This is a genomic window from Microbacterium sp. NPDC007973 (genome assembly GCF_042958465.1).
In the GTDB taxonomy this organism is placed as follows: Bacteria; Actinomycetota; Actinomycetes; order Actinomycetales; family Microbacteriaceae; genus Microbacterium; species Microbacterium galbum.
In genome coordinates, this window is sequence record NZ_JBIBJJ010000002.1 from 688988 (window position 1) to 715131 (window position 26144).

The window sequence follows — 26144 nt, forward strand, 5'->3', positions numbered from 1 at the left end:
CGGTGCCTCGACGCCGAAGAACCCGACCCGCTCGCGGCGCAGCGGTGGGAGAATATGCCTATGTCCGACCAACCCGCTCCCGAACGACCGGTGTACGTCCGCGACGACATCGAGACCGTCACGGTGCGCCGCGCCCCCAAGTACGGCGTCTTCTTGGCCGCGGGTGCCTTCCTCGGCATCCTCGTGGCCCTCATCCTCACGGTCGCCATCGACGGCAGCGACGTGAGCCCTTACACGCAGGTCGTGTACTCCGAGATGCAGGTCTTCGGCTTCACGGCGCTCATCTGCGTCGTGGCGGGAGTGGCGGTCGCCGCGATCGTCGCCCTCGTCTTCGAGCGCGCCCTCGGCGCACGCACCCGCCAGGTGACCGTCGACCACGAGCAGTTCGAGGTCTGACCCTCACGCCAGTTCGGCGATGATCGGGTGGATCGCGGTGTCGAACGCGACCACGTCGCTGCGCAGACCGTCGGTCACCGCGACGGTGAGCGAACCGATCCACCACACGCCCCGCTGAGCCAGCGGCAGCACCTGCACGTTGAGCTCGAACGAGTGCGCCCGGCGGCCGACGGCGCGCTCGTGCGCCGCGATCGCGCTCGCGTACGCGCGATACGACACCCCGGGGCGAGCCGCGGATTCCCTGGCGTAGCGATCGTGGGCGAGTCGGGCGAAGTCGACGGCGTCGTCCGCGTGCCGGGCGATGGCCTTGCGCAGCACATCGGCGCCCTCCACCGGCAGGGCGACGAGGGTGTCGAAACCGTCGACCAGTTCGAGCGGCACCGGCGAGGGGTGCGCCTGCGGCTCCACCGTCAGCGCCCAATAGCTGCGCCACTCGCGCTCGAGCTGCTGCTGTGCGGCATCCGTCCGCTCGTCGATCATCGGCGACGGAACGCGCCGGAGTGCGGGCAGCTCCTCCGGAGAGCGGATGCCGAGCGCCTGGCGCAGATAGAGCGCGACGAGCACCGGCTGAGCCGCGTCTTCGCGGATCACCCATTCCGGCTGGCCGCCCGTCATGGCGTCATTGTAGGGAGGCGCGGCGGCGGGTGGGGCGGGCCTTGCGTCGAGCCCGGAACACCCGCGCGTGTCACCCCGGGTAGTCTGTTGCGGTGGCCTCCGCTCCCCACGAAAACCCGTACTCCGCCGCAGGCGTCGATACCGCCGCCGGAGATCTCGCCGTCGAACTGATGAAGTCCGCCGTGCGCCGCACGCACGGCCCCGAGGTGCTCGGGGGCGTGGGCGGCTTCGCCGGTCTCTTCGACGCCTCCGCGCTGCGCGACTACGCCAAGCCGCTGCTCGCGACCAGCACCGACGGCGTCGGTACCAAGGTCGCGATCGCGCAGGCGATCGACAAGCACGACACCATCGGCGAAGACCTCGTCGGCATGGTCGTCGACGACATCGTCGTGGTCGGTGCGCGTCCGCTGTTCATGACCGACTACATCGCGTGCGGCAAGGTCGTGCCGCAGCGCATCGCCGACATCGTCGCGGGCATCGCGCGCGGCTGCGCGATGACCGGCACGGCCCTGGTCGGCGGCGAGACCGCCGAGCACCCGGGTCTGCTGGGCGTCGACGACTACGACGTCGCGGGAGCGGCGACCGGCGTCGTCGAGGCCGACCGCGTCCTCGGCGCCGACCGCGTGAAGAACGGCGACGTCGTCCTGGCCCTCGCCTCCAGCGGCCTGCACTCCAACGGCTACTCGCTCGTGCGTCACATCATCACGGGCGCCGGCATCGCCTACGGCTCGGCCTCGGCGGAGCTCGGCGCAACCTGGGGCGAAGCGCTCCTCGAGCCCACGCGCCTGTACACCTCGCCGCTGCTGCGTCTGCTCGACGACGCGGCGGTCGGCTCCGGCATCCACTCGCTCAGTCACGTCACCGGCGGCGGCATCGCCGCGAACCTCGCGCGCGTGCTCCCGCAGAACACGTGGGTCGACGTGGATCGCTCGACGTGGAGCCCGTCGCCGGTGTTCCGCGTGCTCGCCGACATCGGCGGACTCGACCTCACCGCGACCGAGGGCACCTGGAACCTCGGCATCGGCTTCCTCGCCGTCGTGGCGCCCGAGATCGCGGATGCGGCGACCGCGGCGCTCACGGCCGACGGCATCGCCACCTGGCAGGTGGGCGTCGTCCGCGACGACCAGCGCCCCGAGGGCGACTACGAACAGGGCGCGAAGGGCGTCGACGGCGGCGCCGTCCGTCTCGTCGGAACCTACGCGGATGCCGGTCACCCGGCGAACGGAGCGAAGTAACACCCCATGTGCGGCATCGTCGGCATGGCCGGGCAGGGCCCGGTCAACCAGGAGATCTACGACGCGCTCCTCCTCCTCCAGCACCGGGGACAGGACTCCACGGGCATGGCCACGGCCGAGTCCAGCGGCGTGTTCCACATCCACAAGGCCCGCGGCCAGGTGCGCGAGGCGTTCCGCACGCGCGACATGCGCGCCCTCCTCGGCGACATCGGCCTCGGGCACGTGCGGTACGCGACCAAGGGCACGGCATCCAACGAAGAAGAGGCGCAGCCCTTCTACGTCAACGCCCCCTACGGCATCGTGCTCGTGCACAACGGCAACCTGACGAACACGCGCGAGCTGACGACCGAGCTCTTCCACAAGGACCGTCGTCACCTCAACACCAGCAGCGACACGGAGCTGCTCGTCAACATCCTCGGCTCCGAGCTGCAGTCCGAGATCACCGGACCCGACCTCGACCCCGCGCAGGTCTTCCGCGCGGTCGGTCGCGTGCACGAGCGCGTCGAGGGCTCGTACGCCTCGATCGCCCTCATCGCCGGCTACGGGCTGCTCGCGTTCCGCGACCCGTTCGGCATCCGTCCGCTCATCCTCGGCAAGCGTCCCGCGGCGCAGGTGCCCGGCGGTGAGCCGCGCGACGAATGGATCGTGGCATCCGAGTCCCTCGTGCTCGAGAACGGCGGCTTCGAGGTCGTCCGCGACGTCGAGCCGGGTGAGGCGGTCTTCATCACCCTCGACGGCACCTTGCACGCCCAGCAGTGCGCCGAGAAGACGATGCTCGCGCCGTGCTCGTTCGAGTACGTCTACCTCGCGCGTCCGGACTCGGTCATGAACGGCGTCTCGGTGTACGAGACCCGCCTGCGCATGGGGGAGCGGCTCGCCGACACGGTCGCCAAGTACACTCCCGCGGGCGCCATCGATGTGGTCATGCCCATCCCCGATTCGGCACGTCCGGCGGCGATGCAGGTGGCCCGGAAGCTCGGGATCGAGTACCGCGAGGGCTTCTACAAGAACCGCTACGTCGGCCGCACGTTCATCATGCCCGGGCAGGCGGTGCGCAAGAAGAGCGTGCGCCAGAAGCTCAACGCGATGTCGACGGAGTTCCAGGGCAAGAACGTCCTCCTCGTCGACGACTCGATCGTGCGCGGCACCACGAGCCGCGAGATCATCCAGATGGCTCGGGATGCCGGGGCCAAGAGCGTCACGTTCGCCTCGGCCGCACCTCCCGTGCGCTACCCCCACGTCTACGGCATCAACATGCCCTCGCGTCACGAGCTCGTCGCGCACGGGCGCACGATCCCGGAGATCGCCGAGGAGCTCGGCTGCGACTACCTGGTGTACCAGGAGGTCGAGGACCTGAAGGCGGCCATCATGGAGGGCACCGACCTGGTCGACCTCGACATGAGCTGCTTCGACGGGCGCTACGTCACGGGCACCGTGTCGGAGGAGTACCTCGCCTGGGTCGAGGGCAGTCAGGAGTCTTGACCCCGGCGAGAGCGGCGGGAACGCTCGCGCTGGCCGCTTCGGCCATCGTGCTGCTCGCGTTGACGCTGCGCATCGCCGTCGCGTCGTTGTCGCCGCTGCTGCTGATCATCGGCCGCGACTTCGCGCTCCCGGCCGCGGTGGTCGGTCTCATCGGCATGGCCCCTCCCGTGGCGTTCGCGCTCGCCGGCATGGTCGCGCCCGCCATCGAGCGCCGCCTCGGTCTCGAGCGCAGCGTGCTCATCGCCGCCGTCGTCGCGGCGGTCATGCTGGGCCTTCGGGCGGCCGTGGTCGACGCGTGGACGCTCCTCGCCGCCACGGCGGGGGTGTTCGCGGCGGTCGGTGTGGCCAACGTGCTGATCCCCGCGGTCGTGAAGAAGTACTTCCCCGAGCGCATCGGCCTGATGACCACCGTGTACACGACCACGATGGCGGTCGCGACCTTCACGCCACCGCTGGTCGCGGTCCCGCTGGCCGACGCTGTCGGGTGGCGCGGATCGTTCGCCGTCTGGGCCGTCGTGGCGCTCGCGGCCGTGGTGCCCTGGATCGCGATGAGCCTTCGGGCGCGGGCCTCCCGCGCCGACATGGTGGAAGAGCCCCGCACCTCGGTGCTGTCGCGCGTCGTGCGGGTGCCGCAGACGTGGGCCCTCGTCGTCACGTTCGCGGTGAACTCCTCGATCGCCTACGGCCTGTTCGCCTGGCTCCCGCCCCTGCTGATCGACGTGGCGGGAGTGGATGCCGCCGCGGCCGGCGGTCTGCTGGCGCTGTTCTCCTTCATGGGGTTGCCGGTGTCGCTCGTCGTTCCCCTGCTCGTTCAGCGCATCGGTCGGACGACGCCGTTCTACGCGGCGGCCGTGATCTCGGGTCTGCTCGGGGCGGGCGGCCTGCTTCTCGCCCCGACGGCGGCGACCGTGCTGTGGGTGGTGCTGATCGGCATCCCGCCCCTGCTCTTCCCGATGGTGCTCGTGCTCTTCGGGCTGCGCACGCGTGCGCACGAGACGGCGGTCGCCCTGAGCGGTCTCGTGCAGAGCGTCGGCTACGGCCTGGCGGCGCTGATGCCACTCGCGATCGGCCTGACCCACGAGATCACCGGCGGGTGGACCGCGGCCCTCGTGCTGCTCGGGCTGGCGGTCGCGTGCGCCGTGCCGGCGGGCATCGTCGTCGCGCGGCGCGAGAGCATCGAGGACTCGTGGGAGCGCCGCACCGGGCGCACCTGGTGACCGACGCGACAGGGCATGGTCATCGAGAGGTGGACGTGCGAACGGCGGTGACGATGTCGTCACCGCCGTTCAGCGTCGAGGGTCGGCGAATCGCGTTGTCGCTCACCCGACGCTGAGGCGTCGGCGCGTGAACGAAACGAGCGGAAGGCGTCAGGCCTTCTCGTCTTCGTATTCGTCGGAGTACTGGTCGGCCCACTTGTCGACGTACGCGTCTTCACCCGCCGCGGGTGCGCCGAGCTCGCGCTCGAGTGCCGAGTAGTTCACCGAGTAGGTGTCGTACTTCAGCTCACGGGCGATCTTGGTGTTCTTCGCCTTCTGACGGCCACGCCCCATGCGAGACCCCCTCACGATCGACGTCGAGGGCCGCATTGCGGGCCCTGCGTATTGCGGTTCCGGACCGAGCCGGTAAGAGTAACAGCCAGGATATCACGGCGCATTCCGGCCCAGCCGTCCGGCCCGAGAGGGCGCGGGCGGCGGGCGGCTCGGCGCCGGTGTGGCGAGAGGAGCAGCCATGACCGAACAGTCCCGTTCGCACGTCGCCGCGGGAGCGGTGATCGCCGGAGTGGTTCCCGGGCAGTCGCCGCGGGTCGTGCGGGAGGCGGCCCGCTACGCGGCGCTCGCGGGAGCGCCCCTCGTGGTCGTGCACGTCGACACGACCCGGTTCGTCGCGTTCGAAGACCCCGACGGCTACGTGCACTCCTCCACGGTCGACGTAGCGGGTGCGGCGTCGAAGGCGGCGCTCGAGGAGGTGCGCCGCGCGTCCACCGAGGCCCTGGCCGGGGACGATGTGAGCTGGAGCGTGCAGCAGGAGATCGGCGACCCCGCGCTCGCGCTGATCCATCTCGCCGACCAGCTCGAGGCCTCTCTGCTCGTCGTCGGCACGCGCAAGCGCGGGCTGGGCGAGTCGCTGCGGGAGTTCCTCACCGGATCCGTCGCGGCCCGGCTCACGCATCGTCAGCGCCGACCGGTGCTCGTGGTCCCGGTGGGCGAGCCGGCCGGCGCCGACGATCAGCTGCCGTGGGAGTGACGCCCTAGCCCCGCAGGGCGTGCGCGACGGCGTCCGACGCCCGTTGCAGCGCCTCCTCGATCCCGTCGACCCCGGATGCCGAGAGCTCGCCACCCCGGGCGACGTGCGCGCGGAGTTCCGAGCGCACGCGGCCGCGGAACTCCGTGATCGCCGCGTCGGCGCGCGACAGCTGCTCACGGCTGCGTGAGCGGGCGTCGTCGGCGGGAGTCGTCCGCGCCTGTTCGCGCTCCTCGCGGGAGGCGGCGGCGAGGTCGGCGCGCAGGCTGCGCATCGCGTCGCGGACGCTTCCGCGCACCTCGTCGGCGATGAGCCGGACGCTGTCGGCGAGTCCGGCCTGGATGCCCTCCAGGTCGCCGGAGCGCTCGGCGACCTCGGCGCGTCCGGCATCGGTGATCTCGTAGACGGTCTTGCGGCCGTCGACGGTCTTGGTCACCAGCCCTTCTTCCTCGAGCTTCGACAGGCGCGGGTAGATCGTGCCGGCGGAGGGGGAATAGGTGCCGCCCGTGCGCTCGGACAGGGCCTGCATGAGGTCGTAACCGTGGCGGGGTGCCTCGTCGAGCAGGCTGAGGATGTACAGGCGCAGATCGCCGTGGGAGAAGACGGGGCTCATCACCACTCCTCCTCTCCGGCGAGCTCCTCGGGCCGCAGGCCCGAGATGCCGCGGCGCAGCACCGTGATCTCGCCCGAGACGGTGTTGGCCCGGACGTCGACGAAGCTCCCCGCGAGGGTGCCGGTCGATCCGGAATAGGTGGTGGGGCCCTTGCCCGAGCGCACGATGCCGTCGATCTGCACGCGGCCGCTCACCGAGCGCGAGACGTAGTTCGCCGGGAGCGACCGATCGAGGCGGATGGTCGCGGTGCCGCTGACGGAGTTGAGCGAGATGGACTGGGTGTGACCGCTCGAGTCGACGAGCATCGCTCCCGAGACGGTGTCGATCGAGGCCTTCGTGATGCGGCCGGTGGCGGCGACGTCGCCCGAGACGCTGTTGGCGCTGAGCGCGCCGTCGAGCTCGCGCACCTGCAGGTCGCCGGAGACGGCGTTCAGGTCGACGTCGCCCTCGATGCCGTCGACGATGATGTCGCCCGACACGGTGTTCAGGCGCACGTCGCTGCGCAGGCCCGCGACCAGGGCGCTCGCGCTGACGACGCCGAGCGTGAGGGCGACGGTGCGCGGCACGGCGACGCTGATCTCGGCCTTGGGGCCATCGGCACCGAAGTTGCGGAAGACCTCGAGGAAGTTGTCCCACCGCAGCTGGGGGTGGTCGATCTCGAGACGGCCGTCGACCATCTCGATACGGAGGTCTTTGACGGTGACGCCGTGCACCTCGATGCGGGCGTCGGTCTCGTCATGGGCGATCACGTCGACCTGTCCGCCGACGAGGCCGATCTTCAGCTCGCGCAGGGCCGCGACGTCGATGACGCGCGTCTCGCCCGGGTGGACGATCCATTTCTCCATGGTCTGGTCTCCTCACTCGCGATATATCGCGTTGAGGAGAGTATCGCGATATATCGCGTTCGAGTCAACCCTTGCCGCGTGGGCGGTGGCGGCGGCCGGTGGCTTCGACGGGCTCAGCCACCTCCGCGTGGACGTGGCGTCGCGCGGAATCGCTTTCCGCTCCGTGCCGCTCCGGAGGTCTCTGAGCCTGTCCAAGGGACCGGGACCCCCGGAAACGACGGATGCCACGCCCTCGGTGAGGACGTGGCATCCGGGGCGGGAAGACCCGCCGGGAGTCGAGGGCGACGCGCACCCGAAACGCGTCGCGCTCGATGGGGTCAAACGGGTTTGCGTCCGCTGATGAGGCGGAACAGCAGCACGATGAGGGCGATGAGGCCGACGATGATGGCGATCCACAGCAGGAAGTTCGCCGCCTGGCCCAGTCCGCTGAAGATGGCGATGACGATCGCGGCGACGATGATGATGATGAGGAAGATGTTCATGGGGGGCTCCTTCTTCCCCGCGCGATGGCGCGGGACCTGGCGAGTAGGTCCATCCGCTGCGCTCCGGGCGACGCCGCATGCAACGGATGATCGGTATCCACCGTGCCACCGGGGAGGGTCGCTGTCGGTGGGGTTGACGCTGCGCGAAACCGGCTGGTAGCCGCGAGATTGTCAACCCCGCGGACGCCGCGACGGGCGCGCCCGTAGCGTCGGATCCTCGACGGAAGGAGACGGCCATGCCCCAGGGGCGAGGATCCAACAGCCTGAAGGACCCCGAGCTGTACGAGGAGCTGCGCAAGCAGGGCGACTCGAAGGAGAAGGCGGCCCGCATCTCGAACGCCGCCGCCGCGCAGGGACGCGACAGCATCGGTGAGAAGGGCGGTCACGCCGAGAACTACGAGGACCGCACCGTCGACGAGCTGAAGAAGCGCGCGAAGGAACTCGGCATCACCGGCTACTCCGGCAAGAAGAAGGCGGAGCTGATCGACCTGCTCCGCTCGCACTGACGCGCATGGCCCGACTGATCCGCGTTCGGCCCTACGAGGATCCGGGGTATCGCCGGGTGCGCTCGGGGTCGGGGTTCCGCTTCGTCGATCACACCGGCGCGGCCGTCCCCGAGCGCGATGCCGAGCGTGCCCGCGGTCTCGTCATCCCTCCGGCGTGGCGGGAGGTGTGGATCGCGCGCGAGCCGAACGCCCACATCCAGGCGGTCGGCACCGACGAGGCCGGGCGGCGCCAGTACACGTACCACGCCGACTGGTCGAAGCGTCAGGACAAGGGCAAGTTCTCCCGGGCCCTGCAACTCGCCGAAGCCCTCCCGCGCGCTCGCGCTCGCGTGACGCAGTCGCTGCGACGGAGCGAGATCGACCGGGAGCGCGTGCTGGCGGTGTCGTTCCGCCTGCTCGACCTGGTCGCGCCCCGCGTCGGCAACGCGCGCTATTTCGTCACGAACGGCAGCCGAGGGCTCACCACCCTCCAGCGCAGGGATGCCACGGTCGAAGGTGATCTCGTCCGGCTGTCGTTCCCGGCGAAGAGCGGGAAGCGCGCCGATCTGCGCGTGCACGACGCCGAACTGGCATCCCTCATCGAAGAACTCGCGCTGGGGCGACCGCGAGCGGCGCTGCTGAGCTACAAGCGTGGTCGGCGACGCGTTCCCCTCACTCCGGGTGACGTCAACGCGTACGTGCGCTCCCTCACCGGAGGACCGTTCAGCGCGAAGGACTTCCGCACGCTCCGCGGCACGATCATGGCCGCCGAGTCGCTCGCGAAGGTGGGAGCCGTCGGCGGCAAGAACGAACGCAAGAAGGCCGAGGTCGCCGCTGTCCGCGCGACGGCGGAGGCGCTCGGCAACACCCCTGCCGTGGCGCGGTCGAGCTACATCGATCCGCGCGTCTTCTCGCTGTACCGCAAGGGCCGCACGATGGAGTTGGGCGGATCGAAGGATGCCGCGATCAGGCGCCTGATCCTCGGGGAGTGACGGCGTCGACCACGTCGGGCAGCTCGGGGACCGGAACGACCACCACGTCCTGCACCTTCCAATCGAGGCCCACGCATCCCTCACGGGCGCTTTCGATGTCGGCCAGTGCGACCTTTCCGCGGTGCGGGACGACGAAGGCCTCGATGTGGAAGACGTGGCCCTCGTCGCGCACCCGGCTCCCCGCCGCGCGGACCCAGGGCAGTCCCGAGAGATACTGGTCCACCCGTCCCACGAGCGGATGCGGCCGGCTGTCGTCGAAGGTCGTCGCGCGGGCGTCCATCAGGTCGACGACGGCCGCGCGCAGATTGCTCACTCCGTCGTGCACGATGCTGGCGGCGATGAAGAGGGCGGCCGCGGCATCCATCCACCACAGTCCGACGCCGATGCCGAGGACGCCCACGATCGTGCCGGCAGAGGTCATCCAGTCGGCCTTGTTCATGTCGGCGTCGGCGTAGAGCACCTTGTCGTGCAGCTCGCGCGCGAGACCGAGCTTCATGCGGCCGACGATGACCGGCGGGATCCCCGTGATCGCCATGACCACGATCATCAGCCAGCCGAGCCAGATCGTGACGCCGAAAAGATTCACGGTGCCGATGGTCGGGTGCTCGGCCGTCAGCAACCCGATGCCGGAGTCGACGACGAGGAACCCGCCCATCGCGGTGAGGGCGACGGCGGCGACGAGGTGCCCCACGGCGACCGAGCGGTGCAGCCCGTAGGGATGCCGCACCGTGGGGCGGTGCCGGGCCAGGCGCACCGCGACGAGGAACGCCAGCGGAGGGATGAAGGACAGCAGGTCCTCGATCCAGGCGGCCTTCATCGCCTGGGAGTTGCCCAGGACGAGGAACACCGCGGTGGCCGTGACGACGAGGAAGGCGAGGGTGATCCACTCCAGCCGTACGGCGCGTCGCAGCACCTGCGCCTGCCGCGGGGGCAGCGTCGTCCGCCCGAACCTCGCTGTCGACGCGGTCACGGCGCCGTCCCCTTCCGCGTGGCCTCCGCGGTGAGGAAGGTCTCCAGTTCCGACACGAAGGCGTTCTCGCCGAGCGGGACGAGCATCACGAGTTGCACGGACGTCCCGTCGGCGAGGGTGGACTCGGCGTAAGGACGGGTCATTCCGGCCTTGTCCGTCCAGGGCGTCTCGTCGGTGAGGCCGCCGGCGACCACGTCGAGATCGCCGTTCTCGAGGTCGCGCACGAGTGCTTCCTCGCTGCCCACGGTCCACTCGACGGTGGCGTCGTGCGCCCGGGCGAACGCTCGCAGCGCGTCGGCCTCGGTGCCCGAGGGCTCCTCATCGCCCAGGCGGATCCAGTCGCCGTTCGGTGAGACGCCCGCCCGCAGCGTCCCTCCCTCGACGGCATCCAGCGTCCCGTCCGGGTCGGCGGGGATGCGGATGCCGCACCCCGCCGTGAGCAGGACCGACACCCCGAGAGCGAGCGCGGCGACCCCTCTTCGTCCGAGCATGGACACCTCCCGTGTGCGTCGACGCTCGGCATCCTGCGCCGGTCGCGCTCGCGCTGTCGCGGGGGTTGCGGGGGCCGCGGCGTCGGTCGTATGCGGATGGCGGCCCGTCCGCCGCGAGGAGGCGGGGTCGTGCGGGCGTAGGGTGGCGCGGTGAGCTTGTGGCGTGACGCGGTCCTCGTCGCGGTGGGCGGTGCCATCGGCACGGCCGTGCGCGCGGGACTCACCCTCGGTCTCGGTGACGACCTGGGTTCCGCCCTCGTGCCGATCATCAACGTCGTGGGGGCGTTCGCGATCGGCATCCTGTTCGGATGGCGGGCCCGGATGCCGGAGTCCTCGCGCGCGCAGCGCGTGCAGCTCTTCATCGGCACGGGGGTGCTGGGCGGATTCACCACCTACAGTGCGCTCGCCGTGGAGTCGGCCGACCTCGCGCTGCTGTGGTGGGGAGTGGCGACGGTGATCGTCGGCACCGCGGCCGCCTGGGGCGGCGTGCTGCTCGGGCGCGGGGGGCGCGCACGATGACGCCCCTGGTCTTCGTCGCGGTCGCCTTCGCCGGCGGCGTCGGCGCGGCGCTGCGATACCTGCTCGACGTCACGATCCGCCTCCGCACGGGCGAACGGTTCCCGTGGGGCATCCTGGTCGTCAATCTGACCGGGGCGCTGGCGCTCGGCATTCTGAGCCCGCTCCCGGCGGACGAGGCGTGGCGCTGGATCCTCGGCACAGGGCTGCTCGGGGGGTACACGACCTTCAGTGCGGTCGCGGTGACCACCGCCCTGCTCGCCGAGGAGGGGCGTACGCGGGCCGCGGTGTCGTACGCCGTGCTGTCGTTCGTCGGGTCGGTGCTCGCCGCCGCCCTCGGCCTCACGGTGGGTTCGCTGCTCTGAGCCGCGCCGGGCCGCGGAGGGGCATGGGATACTGGCTCTTCGATACACCCCTGTATCGAATTGTGATCCCGGAGGGTCCTTCGTGTCGTACCTGGCCGTTCTGAGCCTGAAGAACCGTGCCCTCATCGCCCTCGTCACGATCGTCGCGGCGATCTTCGGCGGCCTCGCACTGACGAGCCTCAAGCAGGAGCTCATCCCCTCGATCGAGTTCCCCCAGCTCGCGATCGTCACGACGTACCCGGGCGCCTCTCCCGAGGTGGTCGAGGCCGACGTGTCGACGCCCGTCGAGAACGCGATCCGCGGGGTCGAGGGTCTCGAGTCCACCACCGCGACCAGCACGACGAACTCCTCGATCGTGTCGGCGTCGTTCACCTACGGCACCGATCTCGCCGCGGCGCAGCAGAAGATCCTGGCCGCGATCGCGCGCATCAACGATCAGCTGCCCGAGTCGGCCGACACCACGGTCGCCTCCGCCAGCATCGACGACTTCCCCGTGATCCAGCTCGCGGTCACCGGCTTCACCGACGCGCGAGCCACGCAGTCGATCCTCCAGACCAGCGTCATCCCCGACCTCGAAGACGTCGACGGCGTCAACGGCGCCCAGATCGTCGGCGGCACCGGCCAGCGCGTCACCATCACCCCCGACACGACGAAGCTCGGCGACCGCGGCTTCAGCCAGCAGGCGATCACCGACGCCCTCGACGCGAACGGCGTGCTCTTCCCCGGCGGCTCGCTGACCGAGGGCGATCAGACGCTCACCGTCCAGACGGGCACCAAGCTCACCAGCGTCGACGAGATCGCCGCCCTTCCGCTCGTGCCGACGGATGCCGCGCAGTTCCAGGCGGGGCGGACGACCATCGGCGACGTGGCGTCCGTCGAGCTGCAGACCGACCCCGTGACCACCCTCTCTCGCGTCGACGGCCAACCCGCGCTGACCATCGCCGTCACCAAGCTCCCCGCGGCCAACACCGTCGACGTGTCGCGCGGCGTGCTCGCCGCCCTGCCGGGTCTCGAGTCGCAGCTCGGCCAGGGCGCGACCTTCACCGTGGTCTTCGACCAGGCGCCGTTCGTGACGCAGTCGATCGAGGCGCTCGCGCAGGAGGGGCTCCTCGGTCTCGTCTTCGCGGTCGTCGTGATCCTGATCTTCCTCATGTCGGTGCGCTCGACGCTCGTCACCGCGATCTCGATCCCCACGAGCGTGCTCATCACCTTCGTCGGGCTCCAGGCCTTCGGCTACTCGCTGAACATCCTCACGCTCGGCGCCCTCACGATCGCCATCGGCCGCGTCGTCGACGACTCCATCGTCGTCATCGAGAACATCAAGCGGCACTACGTCGGCGATGCGGAGAAGATCCCCACCATCATCCGGGCCGTGCGCGAGGTCGCGGCCGCCATCACGGCATCCACGATCACCTCCGTCGCGGTGTTCCTGCCGATCGCGTTCGTCGGCGACGTCACGGGGGAGCTGTTCCGCCCGTTCTCGCTCACGGTGACGATCGCGATGGCGGCGTCGCTGCTGGTCTCGTTGACGATCGTGCCCGTGCTGGCGTCGTGGTTCCTCAAGCCGGGCAAGGTCGTGCGGGATGCCGAGGGCAACGCCATCGACCCCGAAGCGGCCGACGCGCCCCCCTCGCGTCTGCAGAAGGCCTACGTTCCGGTGCTCAGCTGGACGCTGAAGCACTCGTGGGTGACCCTGGGCCTCGCCGTGCTGGTGCTCGGCGGCACGCTCGCCTCGGTGCCGCTCCTCAAGACGGACTTCCTGGGCGACTCGGGCCAGAACACCTTCACCGTGACGCAGAAGATCGGATCCGCCCCGAGCCTGGAGGCCGAGGACGCGGCCGCGCAGAAGGTCGAGGCGGTGCTGCTCGACACCGAGGGCGTGCAGACGGTGCAGACCTCGATCGGCTCCAGCGGCTCGGCGCTGCGCGACGCCTTCTCGGGGGGCGGTTCGGGCATCACCTACTCGATCACCTCGCAGTCGGGCACCGACCAGGTGGAGCTGCGCGAGCGCGTGCGCACCGAACTCGAGAAGCTGACGGATGCCGGTGAGATCGAGGTCTCCGCACAGGGGAGCGGTTTCGGCTCGACCGACATCACGGTCGACGTGACCGCGCCCGACGCGACGACGCTGCAGCAGGCGAACGACGCGGTCGTCGCCGGTCTCGACGGACGCGACGGCATCGGCCAGGTCACCAGCAGCCTGTCGGCCTCGCTGCCGTTCGTGTCGGTGCGCGTCGACCGCGACGCGGCCGCCGAGCGCGGCCTCTCGGAGCAGACCGTCGGCGCCCTCGTGTCGGGCGCCCAGCAGCCGCGCCAGGCGGGCACGGTCGAGCTCGACGGTCGGGGCGTGACGGTGTACCTCGCGACGGCCAACCCGCCGCAGACCATCGACGATCTGCGCGCCCTCGAGATCCCCAGCGCCCGCGGCGCCGTGCGCCTCGATGAGATCGCCACCGTCGAGCAGAGCCAGACTCCGCCCTCGATCACCACCGCGCGGGGACTCCGCACGGCATCCGTGACGGTCACCCCCACGACCGACGACCTCGGCAGCTCCTCCGCGAGCGTGAACGCGGCCCTCGCCGACGTGCAGCTGCCCGAGGGAGCCACCGCGAAGGTCGGCGGGGCCGTCACCGACCAGCAGGACGCCTTCGGTCAGCTCGGTCTCGCGCTGCTCGCGGCGATCCTCATCGTGTACGTCGTGATGGTCGCGACGTTCAAGTCGTTGCGCCAGCCGCTCGAACTGCTCGTGTCGGTCCCGTTCGCCGCCACCGGCGCCATCCTGCTGCTGCTGGTGACGGGCGTGCCGCTCGGTGTCGCCGGGATGATCGGGGCGCTCATGCTCGTGGGCATCGTCGTGACGAACGCCATCGTGCTGATCGACCTCGTCAACCAGTACCGTGCGCGCGGGCTGAGCGTCCATGACGCCACGATCGTCGGTGGGGCGCGACGCCTCCGGCCGATCCTCATGACGGCGCTCGCCGCCATCTTCGCCCTGGTGCCGATGGCCCTCGGCATCACGGGCCACGGTGGGTTCATCTCGCAGCCGCTCGCGGTCGTCGTGATCGGCGGCCTCGTGTCGTCGACGTTCCTGACGCTGCTCGTATTGCCGACCCTCTACAACCTCATCGAAGGAGCGAGCGAACGTCGACGGGCGCGGCGTGGCGCGCGCGACGAGGCGTCGTCGCCGTCCACGGGCGCTGCCCCGATCGCGGACGACGGGCACCTGCTGAGCCGACGCGAGCTGCGCGAGAAGCACTGACGGCGCGCGGGCCCGCGGCGGGGCTCGCTCCGCTCGTCACGGCGGTGCGTCCGCGGCGCGGTCCGCACCCGGCCGCCTGAGCGACGATCGCGGGGCGGGCGGCGGATGCCGCGGGGCCCCGCGCCGCGAGGGGAGCCGAGGTCGTTGCGGCGTCGTCGCGGGCGTTCGTCCGAGTGACGGTTGCGAGCCAACGCGTCGAGTGGGGGTCGGTCGTGGTCGCTCCCGCGCGGGGGCCGCGTGCCGTGGACGCGGCAGCGGAGCGGAGCCGGTCTGCGCCGACCGTGCGCATCGACGGGGCGCGGTCGATGCGTCCTCCGGCGCGGGCCGCGAGCGACGAGGCGGGGCGGCCACTGCGTCCCTCGGGGTCGGCCGCGAGCGACGAGGCGGGGCGGCCGGCGAGGAGGGTGAGGACGCTCATGCGACGAGAGGTGCGACCCGGGCCGCTGACGCGCGGGAAGCGGGTGCGCGACACGGACGCGGCGGCGGTCGTCGAGGAGACGACGCCGAAGGAGCCGGCCAGACGGCGGCTGCGTGCGCGGCGACCCGCGAGGTGGGCGCCGGAGCGCGAGGAGTCCGAGTGCGCGGGAGTCACGGTCCGTGAGGCGGCGCCGGCCAGCACATGCGTGAACATTCCCGACCAGGCGAACATCGCGGTGCACGAGATGGTCTCGAACAGAGCGAGGTTGATCGTCGCCGAGACGAAGAGGGCGATCGAGACGACCAGCCACACGGTGGCGATCGCGGTGCTCATCGCCATCCGCTTGCCGAGGCGGTTGAACATGATCGGCGCGCTGATCAGCAGGGCGAGGAAACCGAGGACCATCGAGCCCGCGACGCGATCGTGGAGGTCTTTGTCGGTGTTCAGCGGAATGCAGCCGACGAGAGCGAGATTGACGCCGACGACATTCAGGCAGATGAATGCCACGGTCGCAGCACCTCGGCGCACCGGTCCCCGGCCGAGCCGACGGACGTCGCGGCGCACGCAGAACGCGAAGACCACGACGATGAGCCCGCTGACCTTCAGCGTGGTGTTGAAGAACGCGCTCGAGAGGTCGCCGAAGATTCCCAGCTGGCTGAAATGCAGCTGCCACCACAGCGGGTCGCTCGTCGTCGCGATCGCCAGCAGCAGGCCCGTCACGAGCACGGTCAGGGCGGCGGCCCCGACGTGCAGCGACGGGAGAGAGCGCAGACGGCGGGTGAGGCCGGTCAGGTGCGACGTCGACAGGGAGAAGGGGACGGCGGAGCGGAGCGCGCTGCTCATGATGGGGGATCTTTCCTCGTGACGGAACGAGGATCCCCCCACATCGCGAGACCCTCGGCCCCCGTCGGCTCATTCGGGTATGAACCGGGGCGAACCGTGACCCTTTGCCGCCCCCGGCCTTGACGGAAATCCGTCACGACGAATGGTATCGTTCGCGTCGCCGAAATAGGTACGGGGTTGTCCCAGCTTTCCCCAGGTCATATGCGAGATTCCATGTCCCCCAAATGGGGGACATGGACATCTATGCCGAGAAGCGAACTCCCCATTCCCGGTGGAGAATGTCTCCCGGTTCGAGCCGTTCGAGATCGTCCCCCGTGGCGAAAGCGTTAGCGGGCGCCGTCATCGGCTCGATCGCGACGGCGAGGGAGTGGCCGGGGTAGCGGTCGGTCGTGAACACCTGCGCCCAACGGAACCCCTCGTCCTGCCAGAGCTCGACGCGAGCCCCGTCGGTGGCGGTCAGGGTGTGGTGCGCGAGGCCCTCGGCATCCCTGTCCAGGCCTCGATAGCCGTTGTCGAGAGCGGCGTCGCCCAGGCGTACGCCCGCGCGCAAATCGGTGCCCGCACCCACGGGGACCTCGTCGACGGGGATGTTGCGGTCGTCGAGGACGAGCGTCGTCGTGCCGGTGGAACGGACCACGAGGTCGGCGGTGGGAACCCCGCCGATCTGCAGGTAGGGGTGCACGCCCAGCGCGACGGGAGCGGCCGTCGCTCCGACGTTCTCGATGTCGTTCGCGACGTGGAGTCCGTCGTTCCGAAGGGAGAAGGTCACACGCGTGCGCAGGTGGAACGGATAGCCGGTCTGCGGGACGACGTCGGCCCCGAGCACGAGACGTTCGTCGGACTGCTCGATCGGCTCGTACGCGCCGAAGCGCAGCAGGCCGTGGCTCGCGTTGCCGAACTTCGGCTCGCTGATCGCCAGCTGCAGGTCGGCGCCGTCGAAGGAGTACCGGCCGTCGCGGATGCGGTTCGGCCACGGGACGAGGACGACCCCGGATGCCGCGGGCGTCGGCACGTCATCGGGGTAGCGGGGCACGAGATCGACGCCGTCGACGGTGAGCGCGCGCAGAGCGGCGCCGACCTGGGCGATCTCGGCGGAGGAGTGCGCGCCGCGCAGGTGGAAGCGCCGGCCGGTGGGATCAGCGGTCATGACGAGGCCTTTCGGGAGCGGGGCGGACGCTGCAACCACGGACGGAGCAGCCGGGTGACCCACGGCAAGACGGCGTAGGTCATGACGGGGGTGAGCATGAGGGTGGTGGCGAGCACACGCAGGGGCAGCGGGATCTCGGCGAACCCCGGGACGAAGCCCAGCAACCACGACGCGAGGAGGTTCGTGGGGAAGAATCCGACCCAGATCGTCACGGCCTGCTTCCACCGAGGGGGAGCGGGCGGCACCGGTTGCTGCACGGGGGAGGTCGTGGCATCCGTCGGGGCGAGGACCGAGCCGAACGCGGCGTCGAACCACCCCTCGATGCCGGTGCGCCGCTCGGTGCGCTCCTCGCGCGCGAACGGGCGCCCGGAGTCGAGCCACCATTCACGCTGCGAGGAGGTCTCCCACTGCTCGAGCGTGGTGAGGTCGCGGAAGCGGTACAGCATGTACCAGAGGTCGCTGTCCTCGCCCGCGCGCACCCAGCCCGAGCCGAGGAAGCCCGGGAACGCGGTCGCGAGGTCGGTGCCGGCCTGCATCCAGGAGGTCGCTTCGGCGGTGCGCGTCGGGTCGATGCGCCGCTCGATCGCCACCGTGATGGGGTGGGCGTCGGTGTCTGCCATGCGTCCATCTTCGTCCAGACGCCGTAGAGGCGCGGCGTAGATCCTCGTCCCACTTTTGGCGGTGCGTGTCCCACTTGTGGTGGCTGGCGACGGGCGGCAGTCACCACAAGTGGGACGAGGGGGGCGGGCGGGGCGGCTGGGTCGTGGGGCGTGTCCCATTTGTGACGGTGCGTGTCCCAGTCCTGGTGCCTGTGGGCGGGCGGGACTGGCAAGAAGTGGGACGAGGGGCGGCGGGGGTGTCGACGCCGGGCGTGGATGCCATTCCCAGGCGCGGGCTGTAACGTGGGGCGGTCGGCTCTGGACACCGCGTGTGATGCGCGGATGGGTTTGTGAGTCCAAGGGGCCGATGGACAGGACGCGATCGCGGCCTCGACCATCATCAGTGAATGGCCCCCGGCCGACGACAGTCCGGGTATCTCACCGCCACGAGCGGTGTCGCTGTTTCGCGCGAACAGAACCCAGGAAGTCCCCCATGCCCAAGAACAAGAAGCCCGCCGGCGGCCGCGCCGCGAAGAACTTCGAGCCGCGCTACGGCGCCAAGACCTCCTTCCAGGACCGCAAGCGTCGTCCCGGTGTCGAGGGGCCCGTCAAGCCCGGCAGCAAGAGCCCCAACCACCGCGGCTACCGCGCCGAGACCGAGGCCGCCCCCGACAAGCGCCGGTGGAGCGCATCGGATCGTGCCGGCCGCGACGAGGCCCGTGGCATCCGCCAGTCCGCTCGCGACGGCCGTCCCGCCCGTTCGTTCGACGACCGTCCCGCGCGTTCGTTCGACCGGAACGACCGTACCGCCCGGTCCTTCGACCGGAACGACCGTGCGGCGCGTTCGTTCGATCGGAACGACCGTCCCGCCCGGTCCTTCGACCGGAACGAGCGCCCGGCGCGTTCGTTCGATCGTGACGAGCGTCCGCGTCGTGACGCGGGTGAGCGCCCGGCCCGGTCCTTCGACCGGAACGACCGTCCGGCGCGTTCGTTCGATCGCAATGACCGTCCGGCGCGTTCGTTCGATCGGAACGACCGTCCCGCCCGGTCCTTCGACCGCGAGGACCGTCCGGCGCGTTCCTTCGACGACCGTCCCGCGCGTTCGTTCGACCGCAACGATCGCCCGGCGCGTTCGTTCAATCGGGACGACCGTCCCCGTCGTGACGGCGGTGAGCGTCCGGCTCGTTCCTTCGACCGCAACGATCGTCCCGCGCGGTCGTTCGACCGTGACGAGCGCCCCCGTCGGGACTTCGGCGACCGCCCCGCCCGTTCGTTCGACGAGCGTCCGCGTCGCGCCGACGGCCCGAGCCGCTCGGACTGGAACGCCGGCCCGAAGCGCTCCGCCGAGCACGAGCAGCGCGTCGACGTCGTGCACGAGCGACTGCAGGCCGAAGCGGTGGATGCCGCGACCGTGACCGGCGCCGGCTTCGCCGAGCTGGGTCTCGGCGACAACATCGTCCGCGCTCTCGCGGGCCTCGGTGCCGACAAGCCGTTCCCGATCCAGGCCGCGACCGTGGCGCCGATCCTCGAGCGACGCGACGTTCTGGCCCGTGGCCGCACCGGCTCGGGCAAGACCATCGCCTTCGGTGCGCCGCTCGTCGAGAGCATCCTGCGCGCCCAGGCCGGTCAGCGTCGTGAGTTCGGTCGCGCGCCGAAGGCGCTCATCCTCGCGCCGACCCGCGAGCTCGCCCTGCAGATCGACCGCACGGTGCAGGTCATCGCCCGCAGCGTGGGGCTCTTCACCACGCAGATCTACGGCGGCGTCCCCCAGGCGCGTCAGGTCGGTGCGCTGAAGAAGGGCGTCGACATCATCATCGGCACCCCGGGTCGCATCGAAGACCTGCTCAACCAGGGCAAGCTCGACCTCTCGCAGGTGCAGGTCGCCGTGCTCGACGAGGCCGATCACATGTGCGAGCTCGGCTTCCTCGAGCCCGTGCAGCGCATTCTGCGCGCCACCGCGAAGGGCAGCCAGAAGCTGCTGTTCTCGGCCACGCTCGACCGCGAGGTCGCGGCCCTGGTCGACGAGTTCCTCGTCGAGCCGGCCGTCTACGAGGTCGCCGGTGAAGACCAGGACTCGAGCACGATCGAGCACCGCGTGCTCGTGATCGAGCACCGCGACAAGGCGCAGATCCTCGACTCGCTCGTCGATCGCGAGGGCAAGACGCTCGTCTTCGCCCGCACCCGGGCCTACGCCGAGATGCTCGCCGAGCAGTTCGACGACGCCGGTATCGCCGCCGTCGCGCTGCACGGCGACCTGAACCAGCAGAAGCGCACGCGCAACCTCGAGAAGCTCACCTCGGGTCGCGTCAACGTGCTCGTGGCCACCGACGTCGCCGCTCGCGGCATCCACGTCGACGACATCGATCTGGTCATCCAGGCCGACGCCCCCGACGAGTACAAGACGTACCTGCACCGCTCGGGCCGCACCGGTCGCGCCGGTCGCAGCGGCACGGTGGTGACGCTCATCACGCGTCAGCGTCAGCGCCGGATGACCGAGCTGCTCGACCGTGCGGAGATCGAGGCGCCGTTCGAGCCGACGCAGCTGGGCGACGACGTGCTCGAGGAGATCTCGGGTCGTCAGCTCTCCGACGTCACGTCGTAATCCGTCACACCGGTAAGCCCCCGCTCGCGTTCGCGCGGCGGGGGCTTCTCCGTACCGGAAGACCCCGCGGTATCTCGAGGGTCGGAGCTGTATGGATTTGTCGCCGGTCTCTCTCGGTTGGACGCCCGCCGTCTATGCAGCGTCACTCGGTTGCCTCCCTTCGTGCCCACGCTGTTGGCCTTTGGGTGAACGGGCGGTCGGGAGGGGCGGCTTCACACGCTGGAAATGTCGTCGCGCCGGCGGAGTCGGCGGCGTAGTTCGGCGGGATCGGATAGGACGCGGTCCCAAATTTTGAGTAGTTCGAGCGCGTTTGCTTCATCGCTCGTCTGCGCGATGAAGGCGTCGCCTTCGGAATCGAAGCTGTGAGTCCGAGGGAAATGCTCTGGCTGCTCGGCGATGACGCGCTCCAGCGCGGTTTCGAGCTCGAAGCTCGTGGGCAGTTCGTGTTCATCGCCGCCGAGGGCCTCGGCGAGCCAAACCCAGTCAGTGAAATGTATTTCGACCGGGCCACTATCGCTCTTAATGAGATCGAAGTGGCTGTGTGCCGCGTTCGGGGCGGGGGTGACGTGCCAATTCTTGCGCTTCGCCGCGGCAGCGAAATTCGAGTCGAAGGCGGTGCCGTATGCCGAGAAGCTGTCAACCGTCAGCTCGAGGAGTCTGGCGAGCCCTGTCATTCTCGATGTGCCATCGATTCTCAGCCGCTTGAGTGCGGGCAGCGTCGTCAGCGCCTCCGCGTGGTCGATGCATCGAACGTTTACGAGATGTAGCTCTTCGAGACCCCGCAGTCGTCGGATGGGCGAAAGGTCGATCTGACGACAGTCGAGGAGGGACAGACGTGCCAGATTCGGGAGGCTGCCGGCGAGATGCTCGAAGTCAACCTCCGGTGACACGACGACGAGGGATCGAAGAGAAGGAGACAGCGGCGTCGATGACGTGAGGGATGGAATCTCCACACATGCGTCGCGCAGATTGGGTGCGTTCAAAGCACTCAGGAGACCGCGGCCGTGGATGTTGACCTGTTCCAATTCGGCGAGTTGCGACAAATCAACCGTGGGCATGGCGGCGGCCTTGTAGGGGTCGTTGTACAGGTAGCGCAGGGAAGTCATCCGCGGCAGCGCGTCTGCGCCTCTGACGTCTGGGCCAGCGGCGCAGTGTAAAACGGCGAGTTCCGCGGCTGTCTCCCCGAGCTGTTCCAGGTCAAAGACGCCTTGAACGTAGAGTCCGAACCCGTCCGAGATGAGGCTCCGAATTTCGGGCACAGCGGGCCCAACCGCCGGCCATTCTTCGGGGATGTGCACGACCGGGTCATTGGTCATGCCGTCCCACGAAACGAAGTCACGCACCGACTCCGCGACGATCCACTCGCTTCGCCCCTCCGGATTGAGGTCCATCAGCGCGCCAACTCTCCCTCGTGCGACCGCATCGTCCCCGACGCTACCGCTTGGGACTCAATCCAGGGAGCCTCCCAGCCTGTGGCATAAATCGGATCGTGGGAATGTGCGGGGTGGCGGTCTGTGGCACGACATATGCGGCCACCGATCAGAACAGCCTCGGCTCGCTCGCCGGGGCGACCCGGGGGCGAGGGGATGCCAGGCCCCGGGTCGTGCGGACCGGCCCCAGGCTGCTCGTGGCCGGGGTGCGGGCCGCGAGTCCCGGTTGCGGGCGACCGCGTGGGTGGTCGTCTTCGTCCCAGCCGTCGAGTCCGTGCAGGCGCAGCAGAGGGCGGAGGCGCTTGCCGAGCCACGTGCGGTACGCCGTGGGTGCGGTGACCGAGACGCCGGGATAGAGGCCGCGGTACGACGACACGAGGTGCGGATGCTCGCGTTCGAGCCACTCGAAGAACCACTGCTTGGCGCCCGGGCGCAGGTGCAGTGCGCCGTAGACCACCCTCGCGGCGCCGGCCGCACGCAGGCGGGCGAGGGCGTCGTCGAGCGCCGGGATCGAGTCGGTGAGGTGGGGGAGGATCGGCATGAGGAACACCGTCACGCGGAATCCCGCCGCCGTCGCGGCGCGGACCGTCTCGAGGCGCGCCTCGGCGCTGGGGGTTCCCGGCTCGATCGAGTGCTGAAGAGCGTCGTCGAAGACGGCGATCGACATCGCGAGCGAGACCTTCACCTGCCGGGCGGCGTCCGCCAGCAGCGGCAGGTCGCGCCGCAGAAGCGTGCCCTTCGTGAGGATCGAGAAGGGTGTTCCGGTGTCGGTGAGGGCACCGACGATGTCGGGCATCAGGCGGTAACGCCCCTCGGCCCGCTGATAGGGGTCGGTGTTCGTGCCGAGCATGACCGGTTCGCGCGCCCAGGATCCGCGCTGCAGCTCGGTCCGCAGAACGTCGGCGACGTTGACCTTCACCACGATCTGCGAGTCGAAATCGGCACCGGAGTCGAGGTCGAGATACTCGTGCGTCTTGCGGGCGAAGCAGTACGAGCACGCATGGCTGCAGCCGCGATACGGATTCACCGTCCAGTCGAACGGCATGGCGGACGCGCCGGGCACGCGGTTCAGGGCGGTCTTGCACAGCACCTCGTGGAACGTCATCCCCGCGAACTCGGGGGTCGAGACCGACCGGACGAGACCGTCGATGCGCTCCATGCCGGGCAGCGCCGCCGTGTCGTCGACGCCCAACTGCTGACCCTGCCACCTCATGCGAATAGTCGAACACATGTTCTATCCGGAAGCAAGGCCGACCTCTTCACATGCGTCCGCATGGACGAACCGCGAACCGCTACTGTGGCTGCCAAGCCCGCCCCGCGCGGGTGGACAGGGGGCGGACATGGATGCGGACCGGCACGTGTGGGGGCACACGCTCGTGAACGTGTCCGCGCGCCGGGTGGAGTCGCTGCATCCCTCCTTCGTGGTGCGGCATCCCACCCTGTCGGGATGGATCTGGCTCGGCGTCGCGGTGGTGCTGCTCGTGGTCTGCGAGATCTGGGCCGAGGACGACACCGCAGCCGTCGTCATCTCGCTGCTCGGCGCCCTGCCGTCGCTCGGCGCGACGCTGCTGGTTCTCGCGCAGACGCCGCGCACGCATCTCGCGTACGAGGAGTCCATCCTCGGTCACTTCTTCGCGCGGTTCTTCGCGGTCCTCGGCGCGCTGATCCTGTGGGTCGGCTCCGTCGTCCTCGGCGCGGCGGTCGCGGTGCAGCTGGCCGAGGACACCGGGGCGGATCCCGAGAAGGCATGGGTCGAGGCCTTCGAGATCTTCGGTGCGGTCGTGCCGTTCATCGTCGCGATGCTCTGGGCCGTGCTCGTCTTCCGCTGCGTCGGGTACATCGCGCGCCTGCGCGGGTGGGCGGGCGTACCCGAGCGCCATCGGATCCCCGACGAGTTCCTCACGGAGCTGCCGCACACCCGGCGTGTCGTCATCGGACTCGCGCACCCCTCGCTCCTGTTGGTCGCGGGAGTGCTGAGCATCGTCGTCGCCCTCTTCGCGGCGGCCGAGGTCGCATCCAGCGGCATCGCCTGACGCCTCCGCGCTGCCGCGTGGGACCCCTCGACCGGGGGACGATCACCTCACGCGAACAAGCGAGCGGCCAGGAACCGCAGAGCCTCCGTGCCCACCTCGAGGGACTCCTCTTGATCTCGGCGTGCGTCGTCGGGCAGATCGGGATCCGCCAGAATGCCGCGGATCACGCGCTGCCAGCCGGCGAGGATCTCCACGAGGAACTCCTCGTCCCCGTCCGCCAGCGACACCGCCAGCTCGGCGTCGTCGAGCGGCCATCCGCTGGGAGCGAGGGGGCCGGAATGCCGCGCGGTCGCCGCGCTGCCGGCGGCCTGGAGCCGTTCCGTGCGGGCCGCGATGACCGGATCGCCACCGACGCGTTCGACGGAGCCGGTGTTGCCGAGCGCGGCGTAGACGGTGTGCCAGACGGGCATCGGGAAGCTCAGCTCGTGGGTCGGCTCCGAGGTGTCGACGAGCGGGTCTTCGGCATCCTGGTCGAACGCGATCGAACCGACCGTGTCGTCGCCGACGGTGTCGAGGGCGACCCAGTGGCCGTTGGTCTCGTCGTGGTAGCCGATCTCCCCCGAGGGCGACACCTGCGTCGAGGGGCCGCCGGGGCGCGGAACAAAGGGGGTCTCGGTGGCGATGTACGCAGAGGGGGACGGTGGAGGGGTTTCGGGCCGAGCCCCCAGCAGCACGCGCGTCAGCGCGGCTCCCGAGTCGAGGAGCTCGTCGAGGGCCGCGGTCAGGTCGTCATCGGTCGGTGCCTCCTCGCCCCGGACGGCGGCGCGGAGCACGGTGCCGCGCAGCAGCTCCTTCGCGAACGAGCCCGTCGTGCCCTGCGCGCGGTCGGCTGCGGCCTCGATCGCCTCCGCCGAGAGCGGCAGGCCCTGGGCGTAGCGACGGAACAGTCGGCGTCGGTCGGCGTCGTCGGGGAGCGGGATCTCGACGCCGAGGTCGACGCGACCCGGTCGGGCGGCGAGAGCCTCCTCGAGGATCTGCACGTGATTGGTGGTCATGACGAAGGCGATGTCGGCATCCGGTTCCAACCCGTCCAGGGCGTCGAGCACGTCGAACAGCACGGGCTCGGGCGAGAAGCCGCGATCAGCCGCCACCAGGTCGATGTCTTCGAGCACGACGAGGGCGGGGGCGAAGGTGCGCGCGATCTCGGCCGCCGCGGTGATGAAGCGGATGCTCGACCCGGTGAGCACGACGGCCGTCGTCTCCGGTGTGCGGGCGAGCAGGTGGCGCACCGTGAGCGTCTTGCCGGTACCGGGAGGACCGTAGAGCAGGACGCCGCGCTTGAGGTGCTGTCCGGCGGAGCGCAGGGTCTCGCGGTGATCGCCGATGCCCACGACGTGATCGACGATCCGCTGCAGAACCCCCTCGCCGAGCACGATGTCGTCGGCGCCGACCTCGGGGCGGGGCAGGAAGGTGGCCCCGGCCTCGTGCCCGTACTCGGTCGGCACGAACGACAGCACCTGGCCGCGCAGCACGCTGCGCTCGATCATCAGTCGCCGGATCTCCGCGAGCGCCGCCGCCGTGGCATCCGGGTCCGCGCCGATCACCTCGAGCTGGGGCTGCGACGGCATGGACCGCGGGTTCGCCGAGCGCTGCACGATCGCGAGCGGGTGACCGTCGAAGGCGAGCAGCCGCACGCCGAACGAGACGACCCGCCGCTGGGCGGTGGCGCTCACATCGCGCGACTCGTACGACACCGGTCCGGGAGCGAAGTGCGAGTAGGGGCCCGCGAACAGCTCGGATGCCGACACGTGCAACCGCTGCTCGCCCCCGGTCACGCCGATCAGGCGTCCGCCGCCGCGTTCGGTGAGCTCATCCAGGGCGATGTCGGCGTCGACGTAGCGGTGCGCCGACAGTGTCTCGGTGGTGACCGGGAGTGTGGTGACGTCCACGCCAAGATGGGCGCTCAGCTCTTCGCCGAGCGGGGTGCGCTCACCTGCTCGGTCGTCGGCGACGACGCGGTTCACGGTCTCGAAGTAGCGGCTGATGGTGCGCATCAGTGCGCGGTCGTCGTCGTCGAGCATGGTCCCCCCGGTCGGCTCACGGTGTCCCCAGACTGCCGGTCCGACGCGAGTCGGGCAACCACCG

At 70.2% G+C, this 26144-nt stretch carries 24 protein-coding genes and 1 pseudogene; 12 read left to right on the plus strand and 13 right to left on the minus strand.

Annotation, left to right across the window (positions count from 1 at the left end; genetic code table 11):
- Positions 1–60 precede the first annotated feature (60 nt).
- Positions 61–396 (plus strand): potassium transporter Trk, encoded by a 336-nt coding sequence (locus ACFZA2_RS08360; RefSeq protein WP_363387572.1) that lies wholly within the window; start codon positions 61–63, stop codon positions 394–396.
- Positions 397–399: 3 nt separating this feature from the next.
- Here ACFZA2_RS08360 and ACFZA2_RS08365 read toward each other — a convergent pair whose 3' ends face one another.
- Positions 400–1011 (minus strand): zinc-binding alcohol dehydrogenase, encoded by a 612-nt coding sequence (locus ACFZA2_RS08365; protein ID WP_391403136.1) that lies wholly within the window; start codon positions 1009–1011, stop codon positions 400–402.
- Positions 1012–1103: 92 nt separating this feature from the next.
- Here ACFZA2_RS08365 and purM point away from each other — a divergent pair, with 92 nt between their 5' ends.
- The 3 genes from purM to ACFZA2_RS08380 are packed head-to-tail and all read left to right on the plus strand — an operon-like array spanning position 1104 to position 4945.
- The gene (gene purM / locus ACFZA2_RS08370; RefSeq protein ID WP_391403139.1) at positions 1104–2246 is read left to right on the plus strand and encodes a phosphoribosylformylglycinamidine cyclo-ligase; all 1143 of its coding nucleotides are present in this window, start codon (positions 1104–1106) and stop codon (positions 2244–2246) included.
- A gap of 6 nt (positions 2247–2252) precedes the next feature.
- Positions 2253–3728: an amidophosphoribosyltransferase gene (gene purF, locus ACFZA2_RS08375; RefSeq protein WP_315993820.1), complete on the plus strand. Its 1476-nt coding sequence runs from the start codon at positions 2253–2255 to the stop codon at positions 3726–3728.
- Positions 3725–4945, plus strand: a complete 1221-nt coding sequence (locus ACFZA2_RS08380; RefSeq protein WP_391403142.1) for a CynX/NimT family MFS transporter — start codon at positions 3725–3727, stop codon at positions 4943–4945. Before purF ends, ACFZA2_RS08380 begins: the two co-directional genes overlap by 4 nt.
- 150 nt (positions 4946–5095) lie before the next feature.
- On the opposite strand, the gene ACFZA2_RS08385 is transcribed toward ACFZA2_RS08380, so the two are convergent.
- Positions 5096–5278 (minus strand): DUF3073 family protein, encoded by a 183-nt coding sequence (locus ACFZA2_RS08385; RefSeq protein WP_116537293.1) that lies wholly within the window; start codon positions 5276–5278, stop codon positions 5096–5098.
- 178 nt (positions 5279–5456) lie between these two features.
- Between ACFZA2_RS08385 and ACFZA2_RS08390 the strand changes: the two genes are divergently transcribed.
- Entirely contained in the window at positions 5457–5972 is a 516-nt protein-coding gene (locus ACFZA2_RS08390; RefSeq protein ID WP_391403145.1) for a universal stress protein, read from the plus strand.
- Between the two features lie 4 nt (positions 5973–5976).
- Here the strand turns inward: ACFZA2_RS08390 and ACFZA2_RS08395 are convergent, their stop codons facing one another.
- The 3 genes from ACFZA2_RS08395 to ACFZA2_RS08405 form a co-directional block, all read right to left on the minus strand.
- Positions 5977–6582, minus strand: a complete 606-nt coding sequence (locus ACFZA2_RS08395; protein WP_391403148.1) for a PadR family transcriptional regulator — start codon at positions 6580–6582, stop codon at positions 5977–5979.
- On the minus strand, positions 6582–7427 hold the full coding sequence (locus ACFZA2_RS08400) for a DUF4097 domain-containing protein (protein ID WP_391403151.1): 846 nt from the start codon (positions 7425–7427) through the stop codon (positions 6582–6584). Before ACFZA2_RS08400 ends, ACFZA2_RS08395 begins: the two co-directional genes overlap by 1 nt.
- A gap of 317 nt (positions 7428–7744) precedes the next feature.
- On the minus strand, positions 7745–7909 hold the full coding sequence (locus ACFZA2_RS08405) for a hypothetical protein (RefSeq protein ID WP_298870623.1): 165 nt from the start codon (positions 7907–7909) through the stop codon (positions 7745–7747).
- 236 nt (positions 7910–8145) lie between these two features.
- Here ACFZA2_RS08405 and ACFZA2_RS08410 point away from each other — a divergent pair, with 236 nt between their 5' ends.
- Positions 8146–8415 (plus strand): Rho termination factor N-terminal domain-containing protein, encoded by a 270-nt coding sequence (locus ACFZA2_RS08410; RefSeq protein WP_391403153.1) that lies wholly within the window; start codon positions 8146–8148, stop codon positions 8413–8415.
- Between the two features lie 5 nt (positions 8416–8420).
- On the plus strand, positions 8421–9386 hold the full coding sequence (locus tag ACFZA2_RS08415; protein ID WP_391403156.1) for a DNA topoisomerase IB: 966 nt from the start codon (positions 8421–8423) through the stop codon (positions 9384–9386).
- On the opposite strand, the gene ACFZA2_RS08420 is transcribed toward ACFZA2_RS08415, so the two are convergent.
- Both ACFZA2_RS08420 and ACFZA2_RS08425 read right to left on the minus strand, forming a co-directional pair.
- Positions 9361–10356, minus strand: a complete 996-nt coding sequence (locus ACFZA2_RS08420) for a cation transporter (RefSeq protein WP_391403159.1) — start codon at positions 10354–10356, stop codon at positions 9361–9363. The two genes, ACFZA2_RS08415 and ACFZA2_RS08420, sit on opposite strands and share 26 nt — an antisense overlap.
- Positions 10353–10847, minus strand: a complete 495-nt coding sequence (locus ACFZA2_RS08425; protein WP_391403162.1) for a transporter substrate-binding domain-containing protein — start codon at positions 10845–10847, stop codon at positions 10353–10355. The genes ACFZA2_RS08420 and ACFZA2_RS08425 overlap by 4 nt, the downstream gene beginning before the upstream one ends.
- Positions 10848–10997: 150 nt before the next feature.
- On the opposite strand from ACFZA2_RS08425, the gene ACFZA2_RS08430 reads away from it, so the two are divergent.
- From ACFZA2_RS08430 to ACFZA2_RS08440, 3 genes are all read left to right on the plus strand, one after another.
- On the plus strand, positions 10998–11366 hold the full coding sequence (locus tag ACFZA2_RS08430; protein WP_391403165.1) for a fluoride efflux transporter FluC: 369 nt from the start codon (positions 10998–11000) through the stop codon (positions 11364–11366).
- Complete coding sequence (gene crcB / locus ACFZA2_RS08435; RefSeq protein ID WP_391403168.1) at positions 11363–11728, plus strand: fluoride efflux transporter CrcB; 366 nt, start codon at positions 11363–11365, stop codon at positions 11726–11728. The genes ACFZA2_RS08430 and crcB overlap by 4 nt, the downstream gene beginning before the upstream one ends.
- Before the next feature lie 82 nt (positions 11729–11810).
- Complete coding sequence (locus ACFZA2_RS08440) at positions 11811–14987, plus strand: efflux RND transporter permease subunit (RefSeq protein ID WP_391403171.1); 3177 nt, start codon at positions 11811–11813, stop codon at positions 14985–14987.
- 634 nt (positions 14988–15621) lie between these two features.
- Here ACFZA2_RS08440 and ACFZA2_RS08445 read toward each other — a convergent pair.
- The 3 genes and pseudogenes from ACFZA2_RS08445 to ACFZA2_RS08455 form a co-directional block, all read right to left on the minus strand.
- A pseudogene (locus ACFZA2_RS08445) lies at positions 15622–16248 on the minus strand (DUF998 domain-containing protein); the annotation flags it as partial.
- 241 nt (positions 16249–16489) lie between these two features.
- Complete coding sequence (locus ACFZA2_RS08450; protein WP_391403174.1) at positions 16490–17395, minus strand: aldose 1-epimerase family protein; 906 nt, start codon at positions 17393–17395, stop codon at positions 16490–16492.
- Positions 17392–18015: an antibiotic biosynthesis monooxygenase gene (locus ACFZA2_RS08455; RefSeq protein WP_391403177.1), complete on the minus strand. Its 624-nt coding sequence runs from the start codon at positions 18013–18015 to the stop codon at positions 17392–17394. Before ACFZA2_RS08455 ends, ACFZA2_RS08450 begins: the two co-directional genes overlap by 4 nt.
- Positions 18016–18487: 472 nt before the next feature.
- Between ACFZA2_RS08455 and ACFZA2_RS08460 the strand changes: the two genes are divergently transcribed.
- Positions 18488–20596, plus strand: coding sequence for a DEAD/DEAH box helicase (locus tag ACFZA2_RS08460; RefSeq protein ID WP_391403179.1), 2109 nt, complete (start codon positions 18488–18490; stop codon positions 20594–20596).
- A 212-nt stretch (positions 20597–20808) separates the two neighbouring features.
- Here the strand turns inward: ACFZA2_RS08460 and ACFZA2_RS08465 are convergent, their stop codons facing one another.
- Positions 20809–21987 carry a hypothetical protein gene (locus tag ACFZA2_RS08465; RefSeq protein WP_391403182.1) on the minus strand — a complete coding sequence of 393 codons (1179 nt, stop codon included), beginning with the start codon at positions 21985–21987 and terminating at the stop codon, positions 20809–20811.
- Between the two features lie 148 nt (positions 21988–22135).
- Positions 22136–23239 (minus strand): Rv2578c family radical SAM protein, encoded by a 1104-nt coding sequence (locus ACFZA2_RS08470; protein ID WP_391403185.1) that lies wholly within the window; start codon positions 23237–23239, stop codon positions 22136–22138.
- Between the two features lie 127 nt (positions 23240–23366).
- On the opposite strand from ACFZA2_RS08470, the gene ACFZA2_RS08475 reads away from it, so the two are divergent.
- On the plus strand, positions 23367–24059 hold the full coding sequence (locus ACFZA2_RS08475; RefSeq protein ID WP_391403188.1) for a hypothetical protein: 693 nt from the start codon (positions 23367–23369) through the stop codon (positions 24057–24059).
- 47 nt (positions 24060–24106) lie between these two features.
- On the opposite strand, the gene ACFZA2_RS08480 is transcribed toward ACFZA2_RS08475, so the two are convergent.
- A complete protein-coding gene (locus tag ACFZA2_RS08480) occupies positions 24107–26080 on the minus strand; it encodes an AAA family ATPase (protein WP_391403191.1) in 1974 nt (657 codons plus the stop codon).
- Positions 26081–26144 lie beyond the last annotated feature (64 nt).

Bases quoted from the DNA above. Each gene is read 5' to 3' on its own strand.
- ACFZA2_RS08360 (WP_363387572.1), top strand. From the start codon at position 61: ATGTCCGACCAACCCGCTCCCGAACGACCGGTGTACGTCCGCGACGAC.
- ACFZA2_RS08365 (WP_391403136.1), bottom strand. From the start codon at position 1,011: ATGACGGGCGGCCAGCCGGAATGGGTGATCCGCGAAGACGCGGCTCAG.
- purF (WP_315993820.1), top strand. From the start codon at position 2,253: ATGTGCGGCATCGTCGGCATGGCCGGGCAGGGCCCGGTCAACCAGGAG.
- ACFZA2_RS08385 (WP_116537293.1), bottom strand. From the start codon at position 5,278: ATGGGGCGTGGCCGTCAGAAGGCGAAGAACACCAAGATCGCCCGTGAG.
- ACFZA2_RS08390 (WP_391403145.1), top strand. From the start codon at position 5,457: ATGACCGAACAGTCCCGTTCGCACGTCGCCGCGGGAGCGGTGATCGCC.
- ACFZA2_RS08395 (WP_391403148.1), bottom strand. From the start codon at position 6,582: ATGAGCCCCGTCTTCTCCCACGGCGATCTGCGCCTGTACATCCTCAGC.
- ACFZA2_RS08400 (WP_391403151.1), bottom strand. From the start codon at position 7,427: ATGGAGAAATGGATCGTCCACCCGGGCGAGACGCGCGTCATCGACGTC.
- ACFZA2_RS08405 (WP_298870623.1), bottom strand. From the start codon at position 7,909: ATGAACATCTTCCTCATCATCATCATCGTCGCCGCGATCGTCATCGCC.
- ACFZA2_RS08410 (WP_391403153.1), top strand. From the start codon at position 8,146: ATGCCCCAGGGGCGAGGATCCAACAGCCTGAAGGACCCCGAGCTGTAC.
- ACFZA2_RS08415 (WP_391403156.1), top strand. From the start codon at position 8,421: ATGGCCCGACTGATCCGCGTTCGGCCCTACGAGGATCCGGGGTATCGC.
- ACFZA2_RS08425 (WP_391403162.1), bottom strand. From the start codon at position 10,847: ATGCTCGGACGAAGAGGGGTCGCCGCGCTCGCTCTCGGGGTGTCGGTC.
- crcB (WP_391403168.1), top strand. From the start codon at position 11,363: ATGACGCCCCTGGTCTTCGTCGCGGTCGCCTTCGCCGGCGGCGTCGGC.
- ACFZA2_RS08450 (WP_391403174.1), bottom strand. From the start codon at position 17,395: ATGACCGCTGATCCCACCGGCCGGCGCTTCCACCTGCGCGGCGCGCAC.
- ACFZA2_RS08455 (WP_391403177.1), bottom strand. From the start codon at position 18,015: ATGGCAGACACCGACGCCCACCCCATCACGGTGGCGATCGAGCGGCGC.
- ACFZA2_RS08460 (WP_391403179.1), top strand. From the start codon at position 18,488: ATGCCCAAGAACAAGAAGCCCGCCGGCGGCCGCGCCGCGAAGAACTTC.
- ACFZA2_RS08465 (WP_391403182.1), bottom strand. From the start codon at position 21,987: ATGGACCTCAATCCGGAGGGGCGAAGCGAGTGGATCGTCGCGGAGTCG.
- ACFZA2_RS08470 (WP_391403185.1), bottom strand. From the start codon at position 23,239: ATGAGGTGGCAGGGTCAGCAGTTGGGCGTCGACGACACGGCGGCGCTG.
- ACFZA2_RS08475 (WP_391403188.1), top strand. From the start codon at position 23,367: ATGGATGCGGACCGGCACGTGTGGGGGCACACGCTCGTGAACGTGTCC.
- ACFZA2_RS08480 (WP_391403191.1), bottom strand. From the start codon at position 26,080: ATGCTCGACGACGACGACCGCGCACTGATGCGCACCATCAGCCGCTAC.